This is a genomic window from Maritimimonas sp. 2304DJ26-3 (genome assembly GCF_056591635.1).
The window spans coordinates 17220-31026 of the sequence record NZ_JBWQOK010000004.1 but is presented as its reverse complement, the minus strand read 5'-3'; the positions used below and the strand labels follow the sequence as shown (position 1 = coordinate 31026).

General features: G+C 32.2%; 16 protein-coding genes and 2 tRNA genes. 5 read left to right on the top strand and 13 right to left on the bottom strand.

What is annotated here, in order from left to right:
• Positions 1-2: 2 nt before the first annotated feature.
• From AC1EUV_RS11795 to AC1EUV_RS11785, 3 genes are all read right to left on the bottom strand, one after another.
• Complete coding sequence (locus AC1EUV_RS11795) at positions 3-740, bottom strand: MotA/TolQ/ExbB proton channel family protein (protein WP_480198921.1); 738 nt, start codon at positions 738-740, stop codon at positions 3-5.
• 74 nt (positions 741-814) lie between these two features.
• Positions 815-901: transfer RNA gene (locus tag AC1EUV_RS11790), tRNA-Ser, on the bottom strand.
• A 77-nt stretch (positions 902-978) separates the two neighbouring features.
• Positions 979-2010 (bottom strand): asparaginase, encoded by a 1032-nt coding sequence (locus tag AC1EUV_RS11785; protein ID WP_480198920.1) that lies wholly within the window; start codon positions 2008-2010, stop codon positions 979-981.
• Positions 2011-2185: 175 nt separating this feature from the next.
• On the opposite strand from AC1EUV_RS11785, the gene AC1EUV_RS11780 reads away from it, so the two are divergent.
• Positions 2186-2881 carry a zinc metallopeptidase gene (locus tag AC1EUV_RS11780; RefSeq protein WP_480198919.1) on the top strand — a complete coding sequence of 232 codons (696 nt, stop codon included), beginning with the start codon at positions 2186-2188 and terminating at the stop codon, positions 2879-2881.
• 43 nt (positions 2882-2924) lie between these two features.
• On the opposite strand, the gene AC1EUV_RS11775 is transcribed toward AC1EUV_RS11780, so the two are convergent.
• The 7 genes from AC1EUV_RS11775 to pdxA form a co-directional block, all read right to left on the bottom strand.
• Positions 2925-3389, bottom strand: a complete 465-nt coding sequence (locus tag AC1EUV_RS11775; RefSeq protein ID WP_480198918.1) for an Lrp/AsnC ligand binding domain-containing protein — start codon at positions 3387-3389, stop codon at positions 2925-2927.
• An 84-nt stretch (positions 3390-3473) separates the two neighbouring features.
• On the bottom strand, positions 3474-4820 hold the full coding sequence (accC, locus tag AC1EUV_RS11770) for an acetyl-CoA carboxylase biotin carboxylase subunit (protein ID WP_480198917.1): 1347 nt from the start codon (positions 4818-4820) through the stop codon (positions 3474-3476).
• Positions 4821-4847: 27 nt separating this feature from the next.
• The gene (gene accB, locus AC1EUV_RS11765; protein WP_480198916.1) at positions 4848-5327 is read right to left on the bottom strand and encodes an acetyl-CoA carboxylase biotin carboxyl carrier protein; all 480 of its coding nucleotides are present in this window, start codon (positions 5325-5327) and stop codon (positions 4848-4850) included.
• Positions 5328-5358: 31 nt separating this feature from the next.
• The gene (locus AC1EUV_RS11760) at positions 5359-6360 is read right to left on the bottom strand and encodes a beta-ketoacyl-ACP synthase III (protein ID WP_480198915.1); all 1002 of its coding nucleotides are present in this window, start codon (positions 6358-6360) and stop codon (positions 5359-5361) included.
• A 172-nt stretch (positions 6361-6532) separates the two neighbouring features.
• On the bottom strand, positions 6533-6727 hold the full coding sequence (gene rpmF, locus AC1EUV_RS11755; protein WP_480198914.1) for a 50S ribosomal protein L32: 195 nt from the start codon (positions 6725-6727) through the stop codon (positions 6533-6535).
• 2 nt (positions 6728-6729) lie between these two features.
• The gene (locus AC1EUV_RS11750) at positions 6730-7260 is read right to left on the bottom strand and encodes a YceD family protein (RefSeq protein WP_480198913.1); all 531 of its coding nucleotides are present in this window, start codon (positions 7258-7260) and stop codon (positions 6730-6732) included.
• A 75-nt stretch (positions 7261-7335) separates the two neighbouring features.
• On the bottom strand, positions 7336-8376 hold the full coding sequence (pdxA, locus tag AC1EUV_RS11745) for a 4-hydroxythreonine-4-phosphate dehydrogenase PdxA (RefSeq protein ID WP_480198912.1): 1041 nt from the start codon (positions 8374-8376) through the stop codon (positions 7336-7338).
• A gap of 115 nt (positions 8377-8491) precedes the next feature.
• On the opposite strand from pdxA, the gene AC1EUV_RS11740 reads away from it, so the two are divergent.
• Entirely contained in the window at positions 8492-9076 is a 585-nt protein-coding gene (locus AC1EUV_RS11740) for a riboflavin synthase (protein ID WP_480198911.1), read from the top strand.
• Positions 9077-9079: 3 nt separating this feature from the next.
• Here the strand turns inward: AC1EUV_RS11740 and AC1EUV_RS11735 are convergent, their stop codons facing one another.
• The 3 genes from AC1EUV_RS11735 to AC1EUV_RS11725 all read right to left on the bottom strand — a co-directional run bounded on the left by AC1EUV_RS11735 (position 9080) and on the right by AC1EUV_RS11725 (position 10557).
• On the bottom strand, positions 9080-9313 hold the full coding sequence (locus AC1EUV_RS11735) for a PID-CTERM protein-sorting domain-containing protein (RefSeq protein ID WP_480198910.1): 234 nt from the start codon (positions 9311-9313) through the stop codon (positions 9080-9082).
• A 140-nt stretch (positions 9314-9453) separates the two neighbouring features.
• A tRNA-Ile gene (locus AC1EUV_RS11730) sits at positions 9454-9527 on the bottom strand.
• A gap of 61 nt (positions 9528-9588) precedes the next feature.
• Complete coding sequence (locus AC1EUV_RS11725; RefSeq protein ID WP_480198909.1) at positions 9589-10557, bottom strand: polyprenyl synthetase family protein; 969 nt, start codon at positions 10555-10557, stop codon at positions 9589-9591.
• A 125-nt stretch (positions 10558-10682) separates the two neighbouring features.
• On the opposite strand from AC1EUV_RS11725, the gene AC1EUV_RS11720 reads away from it, so the two are divergent.
• The 3 genes from AC1EUV_RS11720 to AC1EUV_RS11710 are packed head-to-tail and all read left to right on the top strand — an operon-like array spanning position 10683 to position 13801.
• The gene (locus AC1EUV_RS11720; protein ID WP_480198908.1) at positions 10683-11279 is read left to right on the top strand and encodes a TetR/AcrR family transcriptional regulator; all 597 of its coding nucleotides are present in this window, start codon (positions 10683-10685) and stop codon (positions 11277-11279) included.
• Between the two features lie 6 nt (positions 11280-11285).
• On the top strand, positions 11286-12611 hold the full coding sequence (locus tag AC1EUV_RS11715; protein WP_480198907.1) for a TolC family protein: 1326 nt from the start codon (positions 11286-11288) through the stop codon (positions 12609-12611).
• Between the two features lie 8 nt (positions 12612-12619).
• Positions 12620-13801, top strand: coding sequence for an efflux RND transporter periplasmic adaptor subunit (locus tag AC1EUV_RS11710; RefSeq protein WP_480198906.1), 1182 nt, complete (start codon positions 12620-12622; stop codon positions 13799-13801).
• Positions 13802-13807 lie beyond the last annotated feature (6 nt).

Genomic DNA, 13807 nt, shown 5'->3' with positions numbered 1-13807 from the left:
GATTATTTTTTGTGTCTAACCAATAGGTCAACAAGTGAAATTGAAGCATCTTCCATATTATTTACAATACCATCTACTTTAGAGATAATATAATTGTAAAATATCTGAAGAATTATTGCAACAATTAAACCAAATACTGTAGTTAATAATGCCACTTTAATACCAGTTGCAACAATTCCTGGAGAAATATCACCAGCAGCAGCAATTGCATCAAAAGCATCAATCATACCAATTACAGTACCCATAAAACCTAACATTGGTGCTAATGCAATAAATAATGATAACCATGAAATATTTTTTTCTAACAATCCCATTTGTACACCACCATAGCTTACAACAGCTTTTTCAGCTTGTTCTACACCTTCATCCATTCTATCTAAACCTTGATAGAATATTGAAGCAACAGGGCCTTTAGTGTTTCTCGCTACTTCTTTAGCAGCCTCTACTCCGCCAGAAGAAAGCGCATCTTCGATACTACTTACCAATTTGCTAGTGTTTGTAGTTGCCATGTTTAAGTAGATAATTCTTTCGATAGCAATTGCTAGACCAAGAATCAATACAACAAGAACAATACCCATAAATAATGGACCTCCTTCTATAAAACGTTGCTTAACAATTTGGTGAAATGTCTGCTCTGCAGCAGCTTCTTCTTGCATAACAGTTGCTACAGCAGCAAAGCTACTTTGAACTGAACCTAAAAATAATCCTGTGATTGCTAGGATAGTAAATACTTTTTTCATTGTGTAAATCTTAATTAATTAAATTAGTTAACGGGTTAAAGATATAAATTTTTATTAAAAAAAGCTATTATGTGCGGAGAGAAAGGGATTCGAACCCTTGATACAATTTCTCGTAAACATGCTTTCCAGGCATGCGCCTTAAACCACTCGGCCATCTCTCCTAAAAATGCTTTTTTTTAATTTAAGGATGAGCAAGTAACAAAAAAAAAATTGTTTAATAAAAGTTTTAAGATAAAAATCAGCTCATTTCTCCTCTCAAAGAAGTTTCGAAAATAGTTTTAAAATCTTGTTTAGGGATATCTTCACCTAAAAGATACATAAGTTTGGCAACCGCAGATTCTGTAGTAATATCTTTGCCATTTATCAATCCTATCTTTTCTAATTGAACGCTGGTTTCATATTGCCCTAGTATAACACTTCCGCCTGCACACTGAGTTACATCAACTATAGCTAATCCTTTTTTTAATGCTTCTTTTAGTAATTCTATAAACCATTTCTCTGAAGGAGCATTACCCGATCCATACGTTTCCAGAACAACTCCTTTTAAATCTTGAATGTTCAAAATACTTTCAACTACATTTCTGGTAATACTTGGAAACAATTTTAATATTACAATTTTATCTTCTAATTTTTTTCTAACTGTTAACCTACCATTTTCAGATTCCTTAAGTAAGGAGTTCTCATCAAATTTTAAATGCACACCACTCTCTGCTAACGGAGGATAATTCGACGAAGTGAATGCCTCAAACTGTTCTGCATTAATTTTAGTTGTACGATTAGCTCTATATAACTTGTATTCAAAATATAAACCTACCTCTTTAATATATGGTTCATCATTTTTGTTTCTTGAAGCTGCAATCTGTACAGCAGTAATCAAGTTTTCTTTAGCATCAGTTCTTAAATCTCCTATTGGCAGCTGAGAGCCAGTAAAAATGATTGGTTTATTTAGATTCTCAACCATAAAACTAATTGCAGAAGATGTATATGACATCGTATCAGAACCTGAAAGCACTACGAAACCATCCTTTTGATAATAATACTCTTCAATAATATCTACAATATCAATCCAATACTTCGTATTCATATTAGATGAATCGATAGGTTCGTTAAACGAAACAGCTTCTATATTACAATTCAGTTGATTTAACTCAGGTATCTTTTCATATAAGTGATTAAAATCAAATGCTTTAAGGGCATTGGTTTCATAATCTTTTATCATACCAATGGTACCACCAGTATATATCAGTAATATTTCAGGAACTTTTGTCATGCTTTTATTTTCGACTAAATCGAATAGAGAATAAATATAATTAGTTGAATTTCAATAAAATAATTAAAACATCTTCTTTTAAAGGACAAATTAAGAATCCTTTTAGAACTTTGGAATAATTTATGTTGTAAATTTATCAAGATTATTAAATTAACAATTAAAAAACATACATATTATGATGGGATTTTATGCACTTATTGGAATTATTGCTCTAGTAAGTTGGATCATAAGCAATAAATTAAAAAGTAAATTCAAGTATTACTCTAGAGTACAGTTGCGCAATGGAATGAGTGGTGCAGAAATTGCAGAAAAAATGTTAGCAGATCATGGAATAAATGATGTTAAGGTTATTTCTACTAAGGGAATGTTAACCGATCATTACAACCCTAAAGATAAAACAGTGAACTTAAGTGAAGGTGTTTATAATCAAAGAAATGCTGCTGCTGCTGCTGTTGCAGCGCATGAAGTTGGTCATGCTGTACAACATGCAAAAGCTTATGAGTGGTTAACATTGCGTTCTAAATTAGTTCCTGCAGTAAGTATTACGTCACGTTTCTCAACTTACTTAGTAATTGGAGGGCTGGTTTTAGGGGCTGCTTCAGGCAGTACAGGTATTGGTTATATGGTAGCTATAGCTGGTTTGGTAGCTATGGCTCTGGGTACTGTATTTAGCTTTATTACTTTACCTGTAGAATATGATGCTAGCAATAGAGCTCTAGCATGGCTAAAAAATAAAAACATAGTAAGCCAAGAAGAATATAAAGGTTCAGAAGATGCTTTAAAATGGGCAGCTCGCACTTATTTAGTGGCTGCATTAGGTTCTCTTGCGACACTTTTATATTGGGCTTGGCAAATTTTAGGCAGAGATTAAGCATATTAGTAACATATAAAAAACCCCGCTTAAGCGGGGTTTTTTATATTTTAATTTGTCTATCTATCTGTTGTTCTAGTGATATAAAAGTTTCTGTTCTTGCTACACCTTTTATTAATTGTATTTGCTTATTTAATACATGCATTAAATGCTCATTATCTTTACATAATATCTTTGCAAAAATAGCATAGTTGCCAGTAGTATAATGACTTTCTATCACCTCATCAATTTCCTTAAGTCTCTTTATCGCTTCTTTATAAGTACTAGCAGCATCTAAAAAGATTCCTACAAAAGCTAATGTTTTGTAACCAAGAACCTTTGGATTTATTATAAATTTAGAACCAGCTAATAACCCAGATTTTTCTAATTTTCGTAATCGTTGATGAATAGCGGCACCAGAGATACCTACTTCTCTAGCGATACCTAAAATAGGAGCTCTAGCATCACTCATTAAATTTTTAAGGATAATTTTATCAATACCATCAATGTGTAAGCCTTTTTCTTTCATCTTATTCTGATTTTGATATAAAATTAAAAAAATAAAGGATATACTTAAGTATACCCTTTACTATTTATTAAAAAATGAAATTTGTTAATCCTCTGCTTCAATTTCAAAATCCTCCATGAATTTAGTGGTATAATTACCAGCCAAATAATCTGGATGCTCCATTAACTGTCTATGGAAAGGAATTGTAGTTTTTATACCTTCAATAACAAATTCATCTAATGCGCGCTTCATTTTATTAATTGCCTCTTCTCTGGTTTGAGCAGTGGTAATCAATTTAGCAATCATAGAATCGTAATTTGGTGGAATCATATATCCTGCATATACATGTGTGTCTAGGCGCACTCCATGTCCACCTGGCGCATGTAATGTAGTAATCTTTCCGGGTGATGGTCTAAAATCATTGTATGGGTCTTCCGCATTAATTCTACATTCAATTGAATGTAAATTAGGAGTATAATTTTTACCTGAAATTGGCACACCAGCAGCTACTAGAATTTGTTCACGAATCAAATCGAAATCTATTACTTGTTCAGTAATAGGATGCTCTACTTGAATACGTGTATTCATTTCCATGAAATAAAAATTTCTGTGCTTGTCAACTAAGAATTCTACTGTGCCAGCACCTTCATATTTTATATATTCAGCAGCTTTTACAGCAGCTTCTCCCATTTTTTTACGTAAAGCACTTGTCATAAATGGAGAAGGTACTTCTTCAGTTAATTTTTGATGACGACGTTGTACAGAGCAATCTCTTTCAGATAAATGACATGCTCTACCCGTAGAATCTCCCACAACTTGAATTTCAATATGGCGTGGCTCTTCTATAAGCTTTTCCATATACATATCGTCGTTACCAAAAGCAGCTTTAGATTCTTGTCTAGCAGAATCCCAGGCATCTTTTAAGTTTTCTTTCTTCCAAACAGCACGCATTCCTTTACCACCTCCCCCAGCGGTAGCCTTAAGCATTACAGGATAACCTGTTTCTTTCGCTATCTTCTCACACTCCTTAAAGTCTTTGATAATTCCATCACTCCCTGGAACACATGGTACACCAGCTTCCTTCATCGTAGCTTTAGCAGTAGCTTTGTCTCCCATTTTTGAGATCATTTCCGCGGAAGCGCCAATAAACTTTATGCCGTGCTCTTCACATATCTTTGAAAACTTTGCGTTTTCTGATAAAAATCCATAACCAGGATGAATGGCGTCAGCATTCGTAATTTCGGCCGCTGCAATAATGTTAGAAATCTTAAGATAAGATTCATTACTTGGAGCAGGACCAATACGTACAGCTTCATCGGCAAACTTTACATGCAAGCTTTCTTCGTCTGCCGAAGAATAAACAGCAACAGTTTTAATGCCCATCTCTTTACATGTTCGAATTACACGAAGAGCTATTTCACCTCTATTGGCAATTAAAATTTTCTTAAACATAATTTCTAATGTTAGGTTAGTACGAAATTATGATGGGTCAACCAAGAACAAAGGTTGGTCAAACTCGACAGGTGATGAATCATCAACTAATACTTTAACGATCTTTCCAGAAACTTCAGATTCAATTTCGTTAAATAATTTCATTGCTTCTATAATACAAACTGTATCACCAACATTTATAGTACTACCTACTTCGACAAACATAGGCTTATCTGGTGATGGTTTTCTATACATGGTTCCAATAATTGGTGATTTGATCACCACATATTTAGAATCATCATCTGCCGGTGTTTCTGCTTTAGTAGGTGCTTCTGTAACTGGAGCTGGAGCACTTGCAACAGGAGTAACAGGAACTTGGGCCATCGGAGCTTGTTGTACAATAGTAGTTTCGGTCTTACCAGTACCAGTTTTAACCGTAATTTTAACATCTTCCATTTCTAATTTCACTTCGCTAGCACCTGACTTGGCTACGAATTTTATTAGATTCTGAATATCTTTTAAATCCATTTTATATTAGAGTTAGTAGTTAGTTCTTAAGTTATGAATTATACGCCCACTTTAAATAAATGGCTCCCCAAGAGAAACCACCACCAAAAGCAGCAAAAATTATATTATCTCCTTTTTTAAGTTGATTTTCGTAATCGTTTAGTAATAATGGTAATGTTGCAGATGTGGTATTTCCGTATTTATGAATATTCATCATCACTTTAGATTCTTCTAAACCCATACGCTCTGCGGTAGCATCTATAATTCTCTTATTAGCTTGATGCGCTGCCAACCATGCAACATCATCTTTAACTAAATTATTTCTTTCAAGAATTTTCTCAGAAACATCTGCCATATTAAATACAGCATTTTTAAATACTGTTCTGCCCTCTTGCTTTACAAAATAACCCTCTCCATCACCAAAAACTTCTCCTTTTCTAAATGGGTGGACAGATCCTCCTTTTTGAACTTGTAAAAATTCTCTTCCCTCTCCATTAGTCCTTAAGTATTCATCTTGTAAGCCATATCCTTCAGAATCTGCTTCAAATAATACAGCACCTGCTCCATCTCCAAAAATGATACATGTTGCTCTATCACTATAGTCAATCATTGATGAATTTTTATCAGCGCCAATCAACAATACTTTTTTGTATTTACAAGCTTCTATAAAACTTGAAGCAACAGACATACCGTATAAAAAACTTGAACAAGCAGAATCCATATCAAATGAAAAAGCATTTGTTGCTCCAATACTAGATGCTACAAATGCTGCTGTTGATGCCGCTTGCATGTCTGGTGTTGCTGATGCTACAATAACCAGATCAATTTCTTTAGGGTCAAGATTTGTCTTAGAAATTAAGTCTTCACTTGCTTTGATCGCCATAAACGAAGATCCTTTACCATCTTCTTTTAAGATTCTGCGTTCTTTAATTCCTGTTCTGGTGGTAATCCATTCATCATTGGTTTCTACCATTGTTTCTAAAATCTGGTTAGAAAGCACATATTCTGGAAGATACTTCCCTACGGCTGTGATCGCTGCAGTAATCTTACTCATAGTAATCGGTTTAGATAATTTTTAGGTCTTATCTTTCACAAAAGTGGGGTCAAAGTAATAAAAATTATTTGGGTTTTTTGACAAAAAAGTCTTGTTTTTTACTCATTTTTAACATAAAACATAAAAAAAACCCTCAAAAATGAGGGTTTTTGAAGGTTTTTAATTTTAAATACTAAGCCTCTACTTCTGCTCCATCTATTACTACCTGGCCACGATAATATAACTTACCTTCGTGCCAGTGAGCTCTATGATATAAGTGTGCTTCACCCGTTGTTGGGTCAACAGCTATTTGAGGTGTAGAAGCTTTGTAATGAGTTCTTCTTTTATCTCTTCTAGTTTTTGATATTTTTCTTTTAGGATGTGCCATCGTTATTTCTTTTTATCTGTTAACAAGTCTTTTAACTTAGACCATCTTGGATCTGTATCTTGACTATTATTATTCTCTTTTGGTTGTAATTCTTCGAGTTTATCTAAAATATCTGATTTTAAAGTTCCTGCTGCAATACCTGGGTGTTGTTTCTTTAAAGGAACAGCCAACACGATCATTTCGTAAATAAACTGAGAAACATCTAGCTGATGTTCTGAATGAAGAATAATTAATATATCTTCATTCTCATCATTAAATTCGTCACCAAATTTAACTACTATATCTAGCGAGGTTTCTATAGGTTCTTTATAACGTTCGTTAGTAAGGTCGCAAGCAACTTCAATATTTCCTTGAGTACTAAAACTTAACTCTAGCAAAGTACTCTTTTTAACAAAATTAAGGGCGATTTTTATATCTGCTCCTAATATTTCATCATAAGGATAAGACTCAAAGAACGTGTTATTTACAACGTAATCAAATCGATGAATTCCTTCTTTTAATCCTACAAAAGGAATGATAAACATTTTATCCATTTTCTATCAACATCAATTTGAGCGCGCAAAGATAAAAAATAATTACAATTCTAACTAAAAAAAATAAACTTTTAATTACTTGCTTTCCACCAACTTATTCTCCTCTAACTTTTTATTAGACTTTCTCGTTTTATAAATACTTATCGCATTAAAAAGTGCTTCTTTAAAAGAATTATGGCTTGCCAAATTTTCACCAGCAATCTCATAGGCTGTACCATGATCTGGCGAAGTTCTAACAATATTTAAACCTGCAGTGAAATTAACACCGTTACCAAAAGACAAAGTCTTAAATGGCCCAAGGCCTTGATCGTGATACATTGCCAGAACACCATCAAATTTTTTATACATTTCTGAGCCAAAAAAACTATCTGCCGAATACGGCCCATATGCCAGTTTTCTCTCAGATTGCATTTTCTCTAATGTAGGTCTAATTATTTCATCATCCTCTTCGCCAATAACTCCGTTATCACCACAATGTGGGTTAAGACCTAAAACAGCAATCTTTGGTTTTGATATTCCAAAATCTTGCTTTAACGAGTTATACATAATGTTCACTTTCTTCTCTATCAATTCAGAAGAAATTGTCTCAGCAACTTTATTAATAGGTATATGACCTGTAACTAAACCGATCTTAATTTCGTCTGTCATAAGAATCATTAAACTTTCTCCTTCAAATTCCGATTCAAGATATTCCGTATGACCTTTAAAGTCAAATTTATCAGATTGAATATTATGCTTATTTATTGGAGCTGTTAACAAAACGTCTATTTGTTCATTTTTTAAGGCCTTTACAGAACTTTGCAATGACAAAAAAGCATACCTACCTCCATCTTGAGTTTCTTTTCCAACTTCTACATTGGCAGGTTCATTCCAAACATTAAAAAGATTCAACTTATTAGCATCTAATTTGTTCAAATCATTTGTTGAATAAATTTTTAAGTCATTAAATCCCAATATTTTCTTGTATAAACTTCCAAGCTTTGATGAAGCAAAAATAATAGGCGTGCAAAAATCTAACATTCTAGAATCTTGAAACGTTTTTAAAATAATTTCAAACCCTATTCCGTTAATATCTCCTACAGATATACCAACTTTTATTTTTTCATCTTTTCCCATTGAACAATTTAATAATTATTATTTTTGAGGACTAAGGTAACACCTTGTTATTCTACAACGAAAGTAGCAAAACTTACCGAATAACCTCTTTAAATCTTATTTAAAATAACCGAATATGTTTACTGGAATTATTGAAGAAATTGGAAAAGTAGTTGCTTTAAAAAAGCAAAACAATAATCTGCATATTTCAATAGAAAGTGATATAACAACTGAGTTAAAAATAGACCAAAGTATTTCACATAATGGTGTTTGTTTAACTGTTGTTGACATTAATAAATCTATTTATACCGTAACTGCTATTGATGAGACTCTTTCAAAAACCAATTTAGGTAATCTTAGTATCGGAGATAACGTTAATCTTGAACGTGCCATGAAGCTAGGTGATCGATTAGATGGGCATATTGTACAAGGACATGTAGATCAAACTGGCAAATGTTTAAATATTATACAAGCTGATGGAAGTTGGATTTTTTCTTTCGGATATAATAGTAAATCAAACAATCTTACAATCGAAAAAGGGTCTATAACAGTTAATGGTGCAAGCCTTACTGTTGTTGATTCGAAAATAAATAGTTTTAGTGTGGCGATTATACCTTATACATATGACCACACCAATTTTAAAACTTTAAAAATTAATGATATTGTTAATTTAGAATTTGATGTAGTAGGTAAGTATGTTGCTAAACTTCTTAAACAATAAAAATCATTTCTTATAATTCAGTTTCTTGATACCATAGGCGGCACCCATAACCAATAAAAATCCTAATCCGCCATCTATTGGCAAACCTGGAGGCCCAGGTGGACAACTAGGACCAATACATACTCCTGGCCTTGTTGGATGTGGTCTACATCCTGGTGGACATGTTTGAGCAAACATATTACTTGTAGTGAAAAATAATACTAAAACAAGTAATAATGTATTGTATTTTTTAAACATAAACTTCCCCTTTTTACTTAACAAGTAACGTTTAAAACGTTAATTAATTGCAAATATATAAATTCTTTTTAACCACAAACCACTAATATATAACTTTTAGTGTTAAGTAAAGTTTATTTTTAACTTAATATATTCTTTTGTGGTCCCACATGGGCTCGAACCATGGACCCCCTGATTATGAGTCAGGTGCTCTAACCAACTGAGCTATAGGACCTATTTTAAGGGTGCAATATTACCAATTATTTATGTTTTACACAACGATTAATTAAATACTTTTATACCTCTCTAGTCATTAAAGTTTTACTCAAATCTCTAAAATCATTTAAATAAATATTTGTTAAAGAAGAAGCCTCTAATGCTGAAAGTGCTTTATTTGTATAAAGTTCGATTTCTGAGTTAATTAAACTTTGAACATTATAATTATTAAAAATCTTTGTTACTTCACTAATTTTATGGTCATTGCTTTCGTTTTGATTGGAATACAACTTTTTTAATTTTTCTTTGTCGTTATCATCAGCTAAACTCAACACTTTAAGATATAACCATGTCTTTTTATTCTCAATAATATCTCCAGCCCTCATTTTTCCAAAATCTTCTTCCGCATATATATCTAAAAAATCATCTTGCAATTGAAACGCGATTCCTAAATTCAATCCAAAATTGTAAATAAAATCCGTATCTTTTTCGGAAGCGCCTGCTATTATAGCACCCATTTTCAGTGAAGCTGCTACTAATACTGCAGTTTTATATTCTATCATCTGCAAATATTCATCAATTTGAACATCATTTCTGGTTTCAAAGTCAATATCATATTGTTGACCTTCGCAAACTTGTAATGCAGTTTTACTATATAGTTTTGCTAAATTTTTAAACTTCTCTGATTCATAATTTTCAAATAACTGATAAGCCAAAATCATCATGGCGTCACCAGAGAGAATCCCAGTATTAAGATTCCATTTTTTATGAACAGTTTCTTGACCTCTTCTTAAGGGAGCCTCGTCCATAATATCGTCATGAATTAAAGAAAAATTATGAAACATCTCAATGGCCAGAGCCGCATCTAGAGCATCTTCATAATTACCACCAAAAGCATTACAACTCATTAAAGTTAATATAGGTCGAAGTCTTTTTCCACCAAGGTTCACAATATACTCTATTGGCTCGTAAAGGCCTTTTGGTTCTTTAACAGTTACTTTTTCTGATAAGTAATTCAAAAAGATCTCTTTATAATCTTCTAATATCAAAATTTTTATTTTTTGTAAAAATAAAGTAATCATATAGAATGAAAATATTCAAATGTTAATTTTTTGTAAAACTTTGGAAACTTTTTTTGTTTTTAAAGTTTCCTGAATATATTTGCCAATAATTTATGAAAGAAAAGATTTTACATAAAGCTACAGAAATGTTCTTAACTCTTGGGTTTAAGAGTGTGACAATGGACGATATTTCTAAAGAAATTGGTGTTTCTAAAAAAACCATATATACTCACTTTAAGAACAAAACCGATTTGATAGATGAGGTCACTTCTACAATGTTTTGTACAATTTGCGATGGAATAGACTTAATACATGAACAACAAAAGAATCCTATTGTCGAATTATTCGAAATCAAACGCTTTGTGATGCATCATTTAAAAGATGAAAAATCATCACCGCAATATCAATTACAAAAATATTACCCTAAGATTTATGCATCCATTAAACAAAAGCAATTCGAGTTTATGCAAAAATCTATTCAAGAAAATTTAACTAAAGGTATTGGCCAGGGGTTATTTAGAAAGACTATTAATATAGACTTTATCTCTAGACTGTATTTTAATGGAATGATCGGTATTAAAGACAAAGATTTATTTCCGTTGCAACAATTTTCTATGAATGAACTTATGGATCATTATTTAGAATATCACTTACGTGGAATCTGTACCTCAAAAGGAATTGAAGAAATTGAAAATCAATTGAAAAAATAAAATTGAATGAGAAAATTTAATTTGATATTAATACTGTTCTTGTTTTCATCAGTATTTATAAGAGCTCAAGAAAAGGAAATGAATTTATCCTTACAAGAAGCTATTAATTATGCAATCAAAAATAGTTACAACATAAAAGTTGCTGAAAACGATATTGAGGCGGCTATTAAGAGAAAATGGGAAACTACCACTATAGGTTTGCCTCAGGTAAATGGTAAAATAGACTATACAAACAATTTAAAACAACAATTTCCTGGTGTTGATTTTGATCAAGATGGTACTATCGATTTTGCAGCTAAACATAATATCACAGGTACTGTTACATTAGAGCAATTATTGTTTGATGGATCATACTTAGTGGGTTTACAATCAGCAAAAACTTTTTTAAAGATTACAGAACAAGCTAAGGAGAAGACTGAATTAGCTACGCGTGAAGCAGTAATTAATGCTTATGGAAATGTATTAGTAGCCGAAGAACGTATAGAAATTCTAAAGCGAAACAAAAGAACTGTTGATCGCCAACTAAGAGGTGCTCGTGAAGGGCTTAAAAATGGATTAGTCGAGTTGGAAACAGTTGAACAATTCGAAATTACACAGGGAAACATTATAGCGCAACAGAGAAATGCAGATAGAAATAAAGAAATTGCATACAAATTGTTAAATCTATCCTTAGGCAATGAGATTGACACTAAGCTAAATTTAACAGAAACATTAGATGATTTGGTTCTAAGCAATACGGATTTACAGTTGCTTTCTAAAGAGTTTAATCTAAACAGTCATATTGATTTTAAAATTGCCGAAAATGATCGCGAAAGCAGTAGATTATTATTAAAGTTGGAAAAAAGCAAGTCTTTACCAAGACTAAGTGCTTTTGTAAATTATTCCAAGTTAGCTAATTCAAATACCTTTAATTTATTAAATTCTTCTCAGCAATGGATATCAACATCAATGTTAGGTGTTGGCTTAAATGTTCCCATCTTTAGTAGCTTAGGTAGAAGTGCCAAAACTCAACAAGCAAAGATTGCTTTAGAAAGTGCTGACATTCGTTTAGAAGAAACAATACAACGACTGAATTTACAAGAAGATCAAGCACGTAGTAATTATGAATTGAGTATTGAAAACTACGAAACAGCTAAGAAAAATCTAGGCTTAGCCGAGCGCATAGAAAAAAAACAAAAAATAAAATTTGACGAAGGTGTTACAACGAGTATTGATTTACTTCAAGCTAGAAATCAATTGTACTCTCAACAAAACAGTTACCTACAATCAATATTAGATATTATCGCTAACAAAGCAAAATTAGAAAACGCACTAAATATTCCATTAAAATAAAATCAACAATGAAAAATTTATATTTAATCTTAATAGCAGCATTAGTCCTTTCTTCGTGTGGAGGAGGTGAACAAAAAACTGTTGAATCTATTATTTCTGAAGGAAATTTAGAGGCAATTAGAACCAAAAGAACAGAAGTTGTTGCTCAACAACAAGAAATTGCTGATCAATTAAAGCGATTAGATGAAAAGATAGCTGAGTTAGATCCAACTCAAAAAATCCCATTGATCACAACTTTTAAAGCTAGTGAGCAGGTTTTTAATCATTACTTAGAATTACAAGGCAATGTTCAAACAAAGCAAAATGTACTTGTATATCCAGAAATGGCAGGTACTCTTTTACGTGTTTATGTTAAAGAAGGTCAACGCGTTGGTAAAGGACAGCTACTGGCAACTATAGATGATGGTGGGGCTTATAGCGATATTGCTCAAATGGAAGCTCAAGTGGCTCTTGCAAAAACTACATATGATCGTCAAAAACGTTTATGGGATCAAAAAATAGGTAGTGAAATTCAATATTTAAATACTAAAACCAATTATAAATCATTAGAAAGTTCACTAAAATCACTTAAAAAAACAGTGTCTAAATATTCAATAAGAGCTCCTTTTAGTGGTGTTGTGGATGATGTGATAAAAGAACAAGGTACTGTTGTAGCTCCAGGACAAGGGTCTGAGGTATTTAGAATCGTAAACCTCAGTAATATGTATATAGAAACCGATGTGCCAGAAAGCTATGTTACCAATGTTACTAAAGGTAAAAAAGTTGAAGTTGAATTTCCTGTTTTAGGCAAAACCATTGATGCAAAAGTCCGTCAAGCGGGAAATTTTATTAACCCTGCAAATAGAACTTTTAAAGCAGAAATTGGCATTACTAATAAGGATAAAAGCATTAAGCCAAACCTAACAGCAAAACTCAAAATAAACGACTATACTAATAATACCGCTTTGCTAATTCCACAAAGTATTATTTCTGAAGACGCATCTGGTCATCAGTATATTTATGTAGTAGACAACATTCAAGAAATTGAAGGTAAAAAACAAGGTATAGCTAAGCGAGTAATTATAGAGACTGGTAAAACGCAAGGTGATGTAATTGAAGTTCTAAAAGGATTAGAAAACGGTGCTGAAATTATTCAAGAAGGCGCTCGTAGTGTTAAAGATGGACAAGAAGTGAAAATATTAAAAGCATAACTGCAT

Coding starts and splice junctions, on each gene's coding strand:
- AC1EUV_RS11795 (WP_480198921.1), bottom strand. CDS start 740: ATGAAAAAAGTATTTACTATCCTAGCAATCACAGGATTATTTTTAGGT.
- AC1EUV_RS11785 (WP_480198920.1), bottom strand. CDS start 2,010: ATGACAAAAGTTCCTGAAATATTACTGATATATACTGGTGGTACCATT.
- AC1EUV_RS11780 (WP_480198919.1), top strand. CDS start 2,186: ATGATGGGATTTTATGCACTTATTGGAATTATTGCTCTAGTAAGTTGG.
- AC1EUV_RS11775 (WP_480198918.1), bottom strand. CDS start 3,389: ATGAAAGAAAAAGGCTTACACATTGATGGTATTGATAAAATTATCCTT.
- accC (WP_480198917.1), bottom strand. CDS start 4,820: ATGTTTAAGAAAATTTTAATTGCCAATAGAGGTGAAATAGCTCTTCGT.
- accB (WP_480198916.1), bottom strand. CDS start 5,327: ATGGATTTAAAAGATATTCAGAATCTAATAAAATTCGTAGCCAAGTCA.
- AC1EUV_RS11760 (WP_480198915.1), bottom strand. CDS start 6,360: ATGAGTAAGATTACTGCAGCGATCACAGCCGTAGGGAAGTATCTTCCA.
- rpmF (WP_480198914.1), bottom strand. CDS start 6,727: ATGGCACATCCTAAAAGAAAAATATCAAAAACTAGAAGAGATAAAAGA.
- AC1EUV_RS11750 (WP_480198913.1), bottom strand. CDS start 7,260: ATGGATAAAATGTTTATCATTCCTTTTGTAGGATTAAAAGAAGGAATT.
- pdxA (WP_480198912.1), bottom strand. CDS start 8,376: ATGGGAAAAGATGAAAAAATAAAAGTTGGTATATCTGTAGGAGATATT.
- AC1EUV_RS11740 (WP_480198911.1), top strand. CDS start 8,492: ATGTTTACTGGAATTATTGAAGAAATTGGAAAAGTAGTTGCTTTAAAA.
- AC1EUV_RS11735 (WP_480198910.1), bottom strand. CDS start 9,313: ATGTTTAAAAAATACAATACATTATTACTTGTTTTAGTATTATTTTTC.
- AC1EUV_RS11720 (WP_480198908.1), top strand. CDS start 10,683: ATGAAAGAAAAGATTTTACATAAAGCTACAGAAATGTTCTTAACTCTT.
- AC1EUV_RS11715 (WP_480198907.1), top strand. CDS start 11,286: ATGAGAAAATTTAATTTGATATTAATACTGTTCTTGTTTTCATCAGTA.
- AC1EUV_RS11710 (WP_480198906.1), top strand. CDS start 12,620: ATGAAAAATTTATATTTAATCTTAATAGCAGCATTAGTCCTTTCTTCG.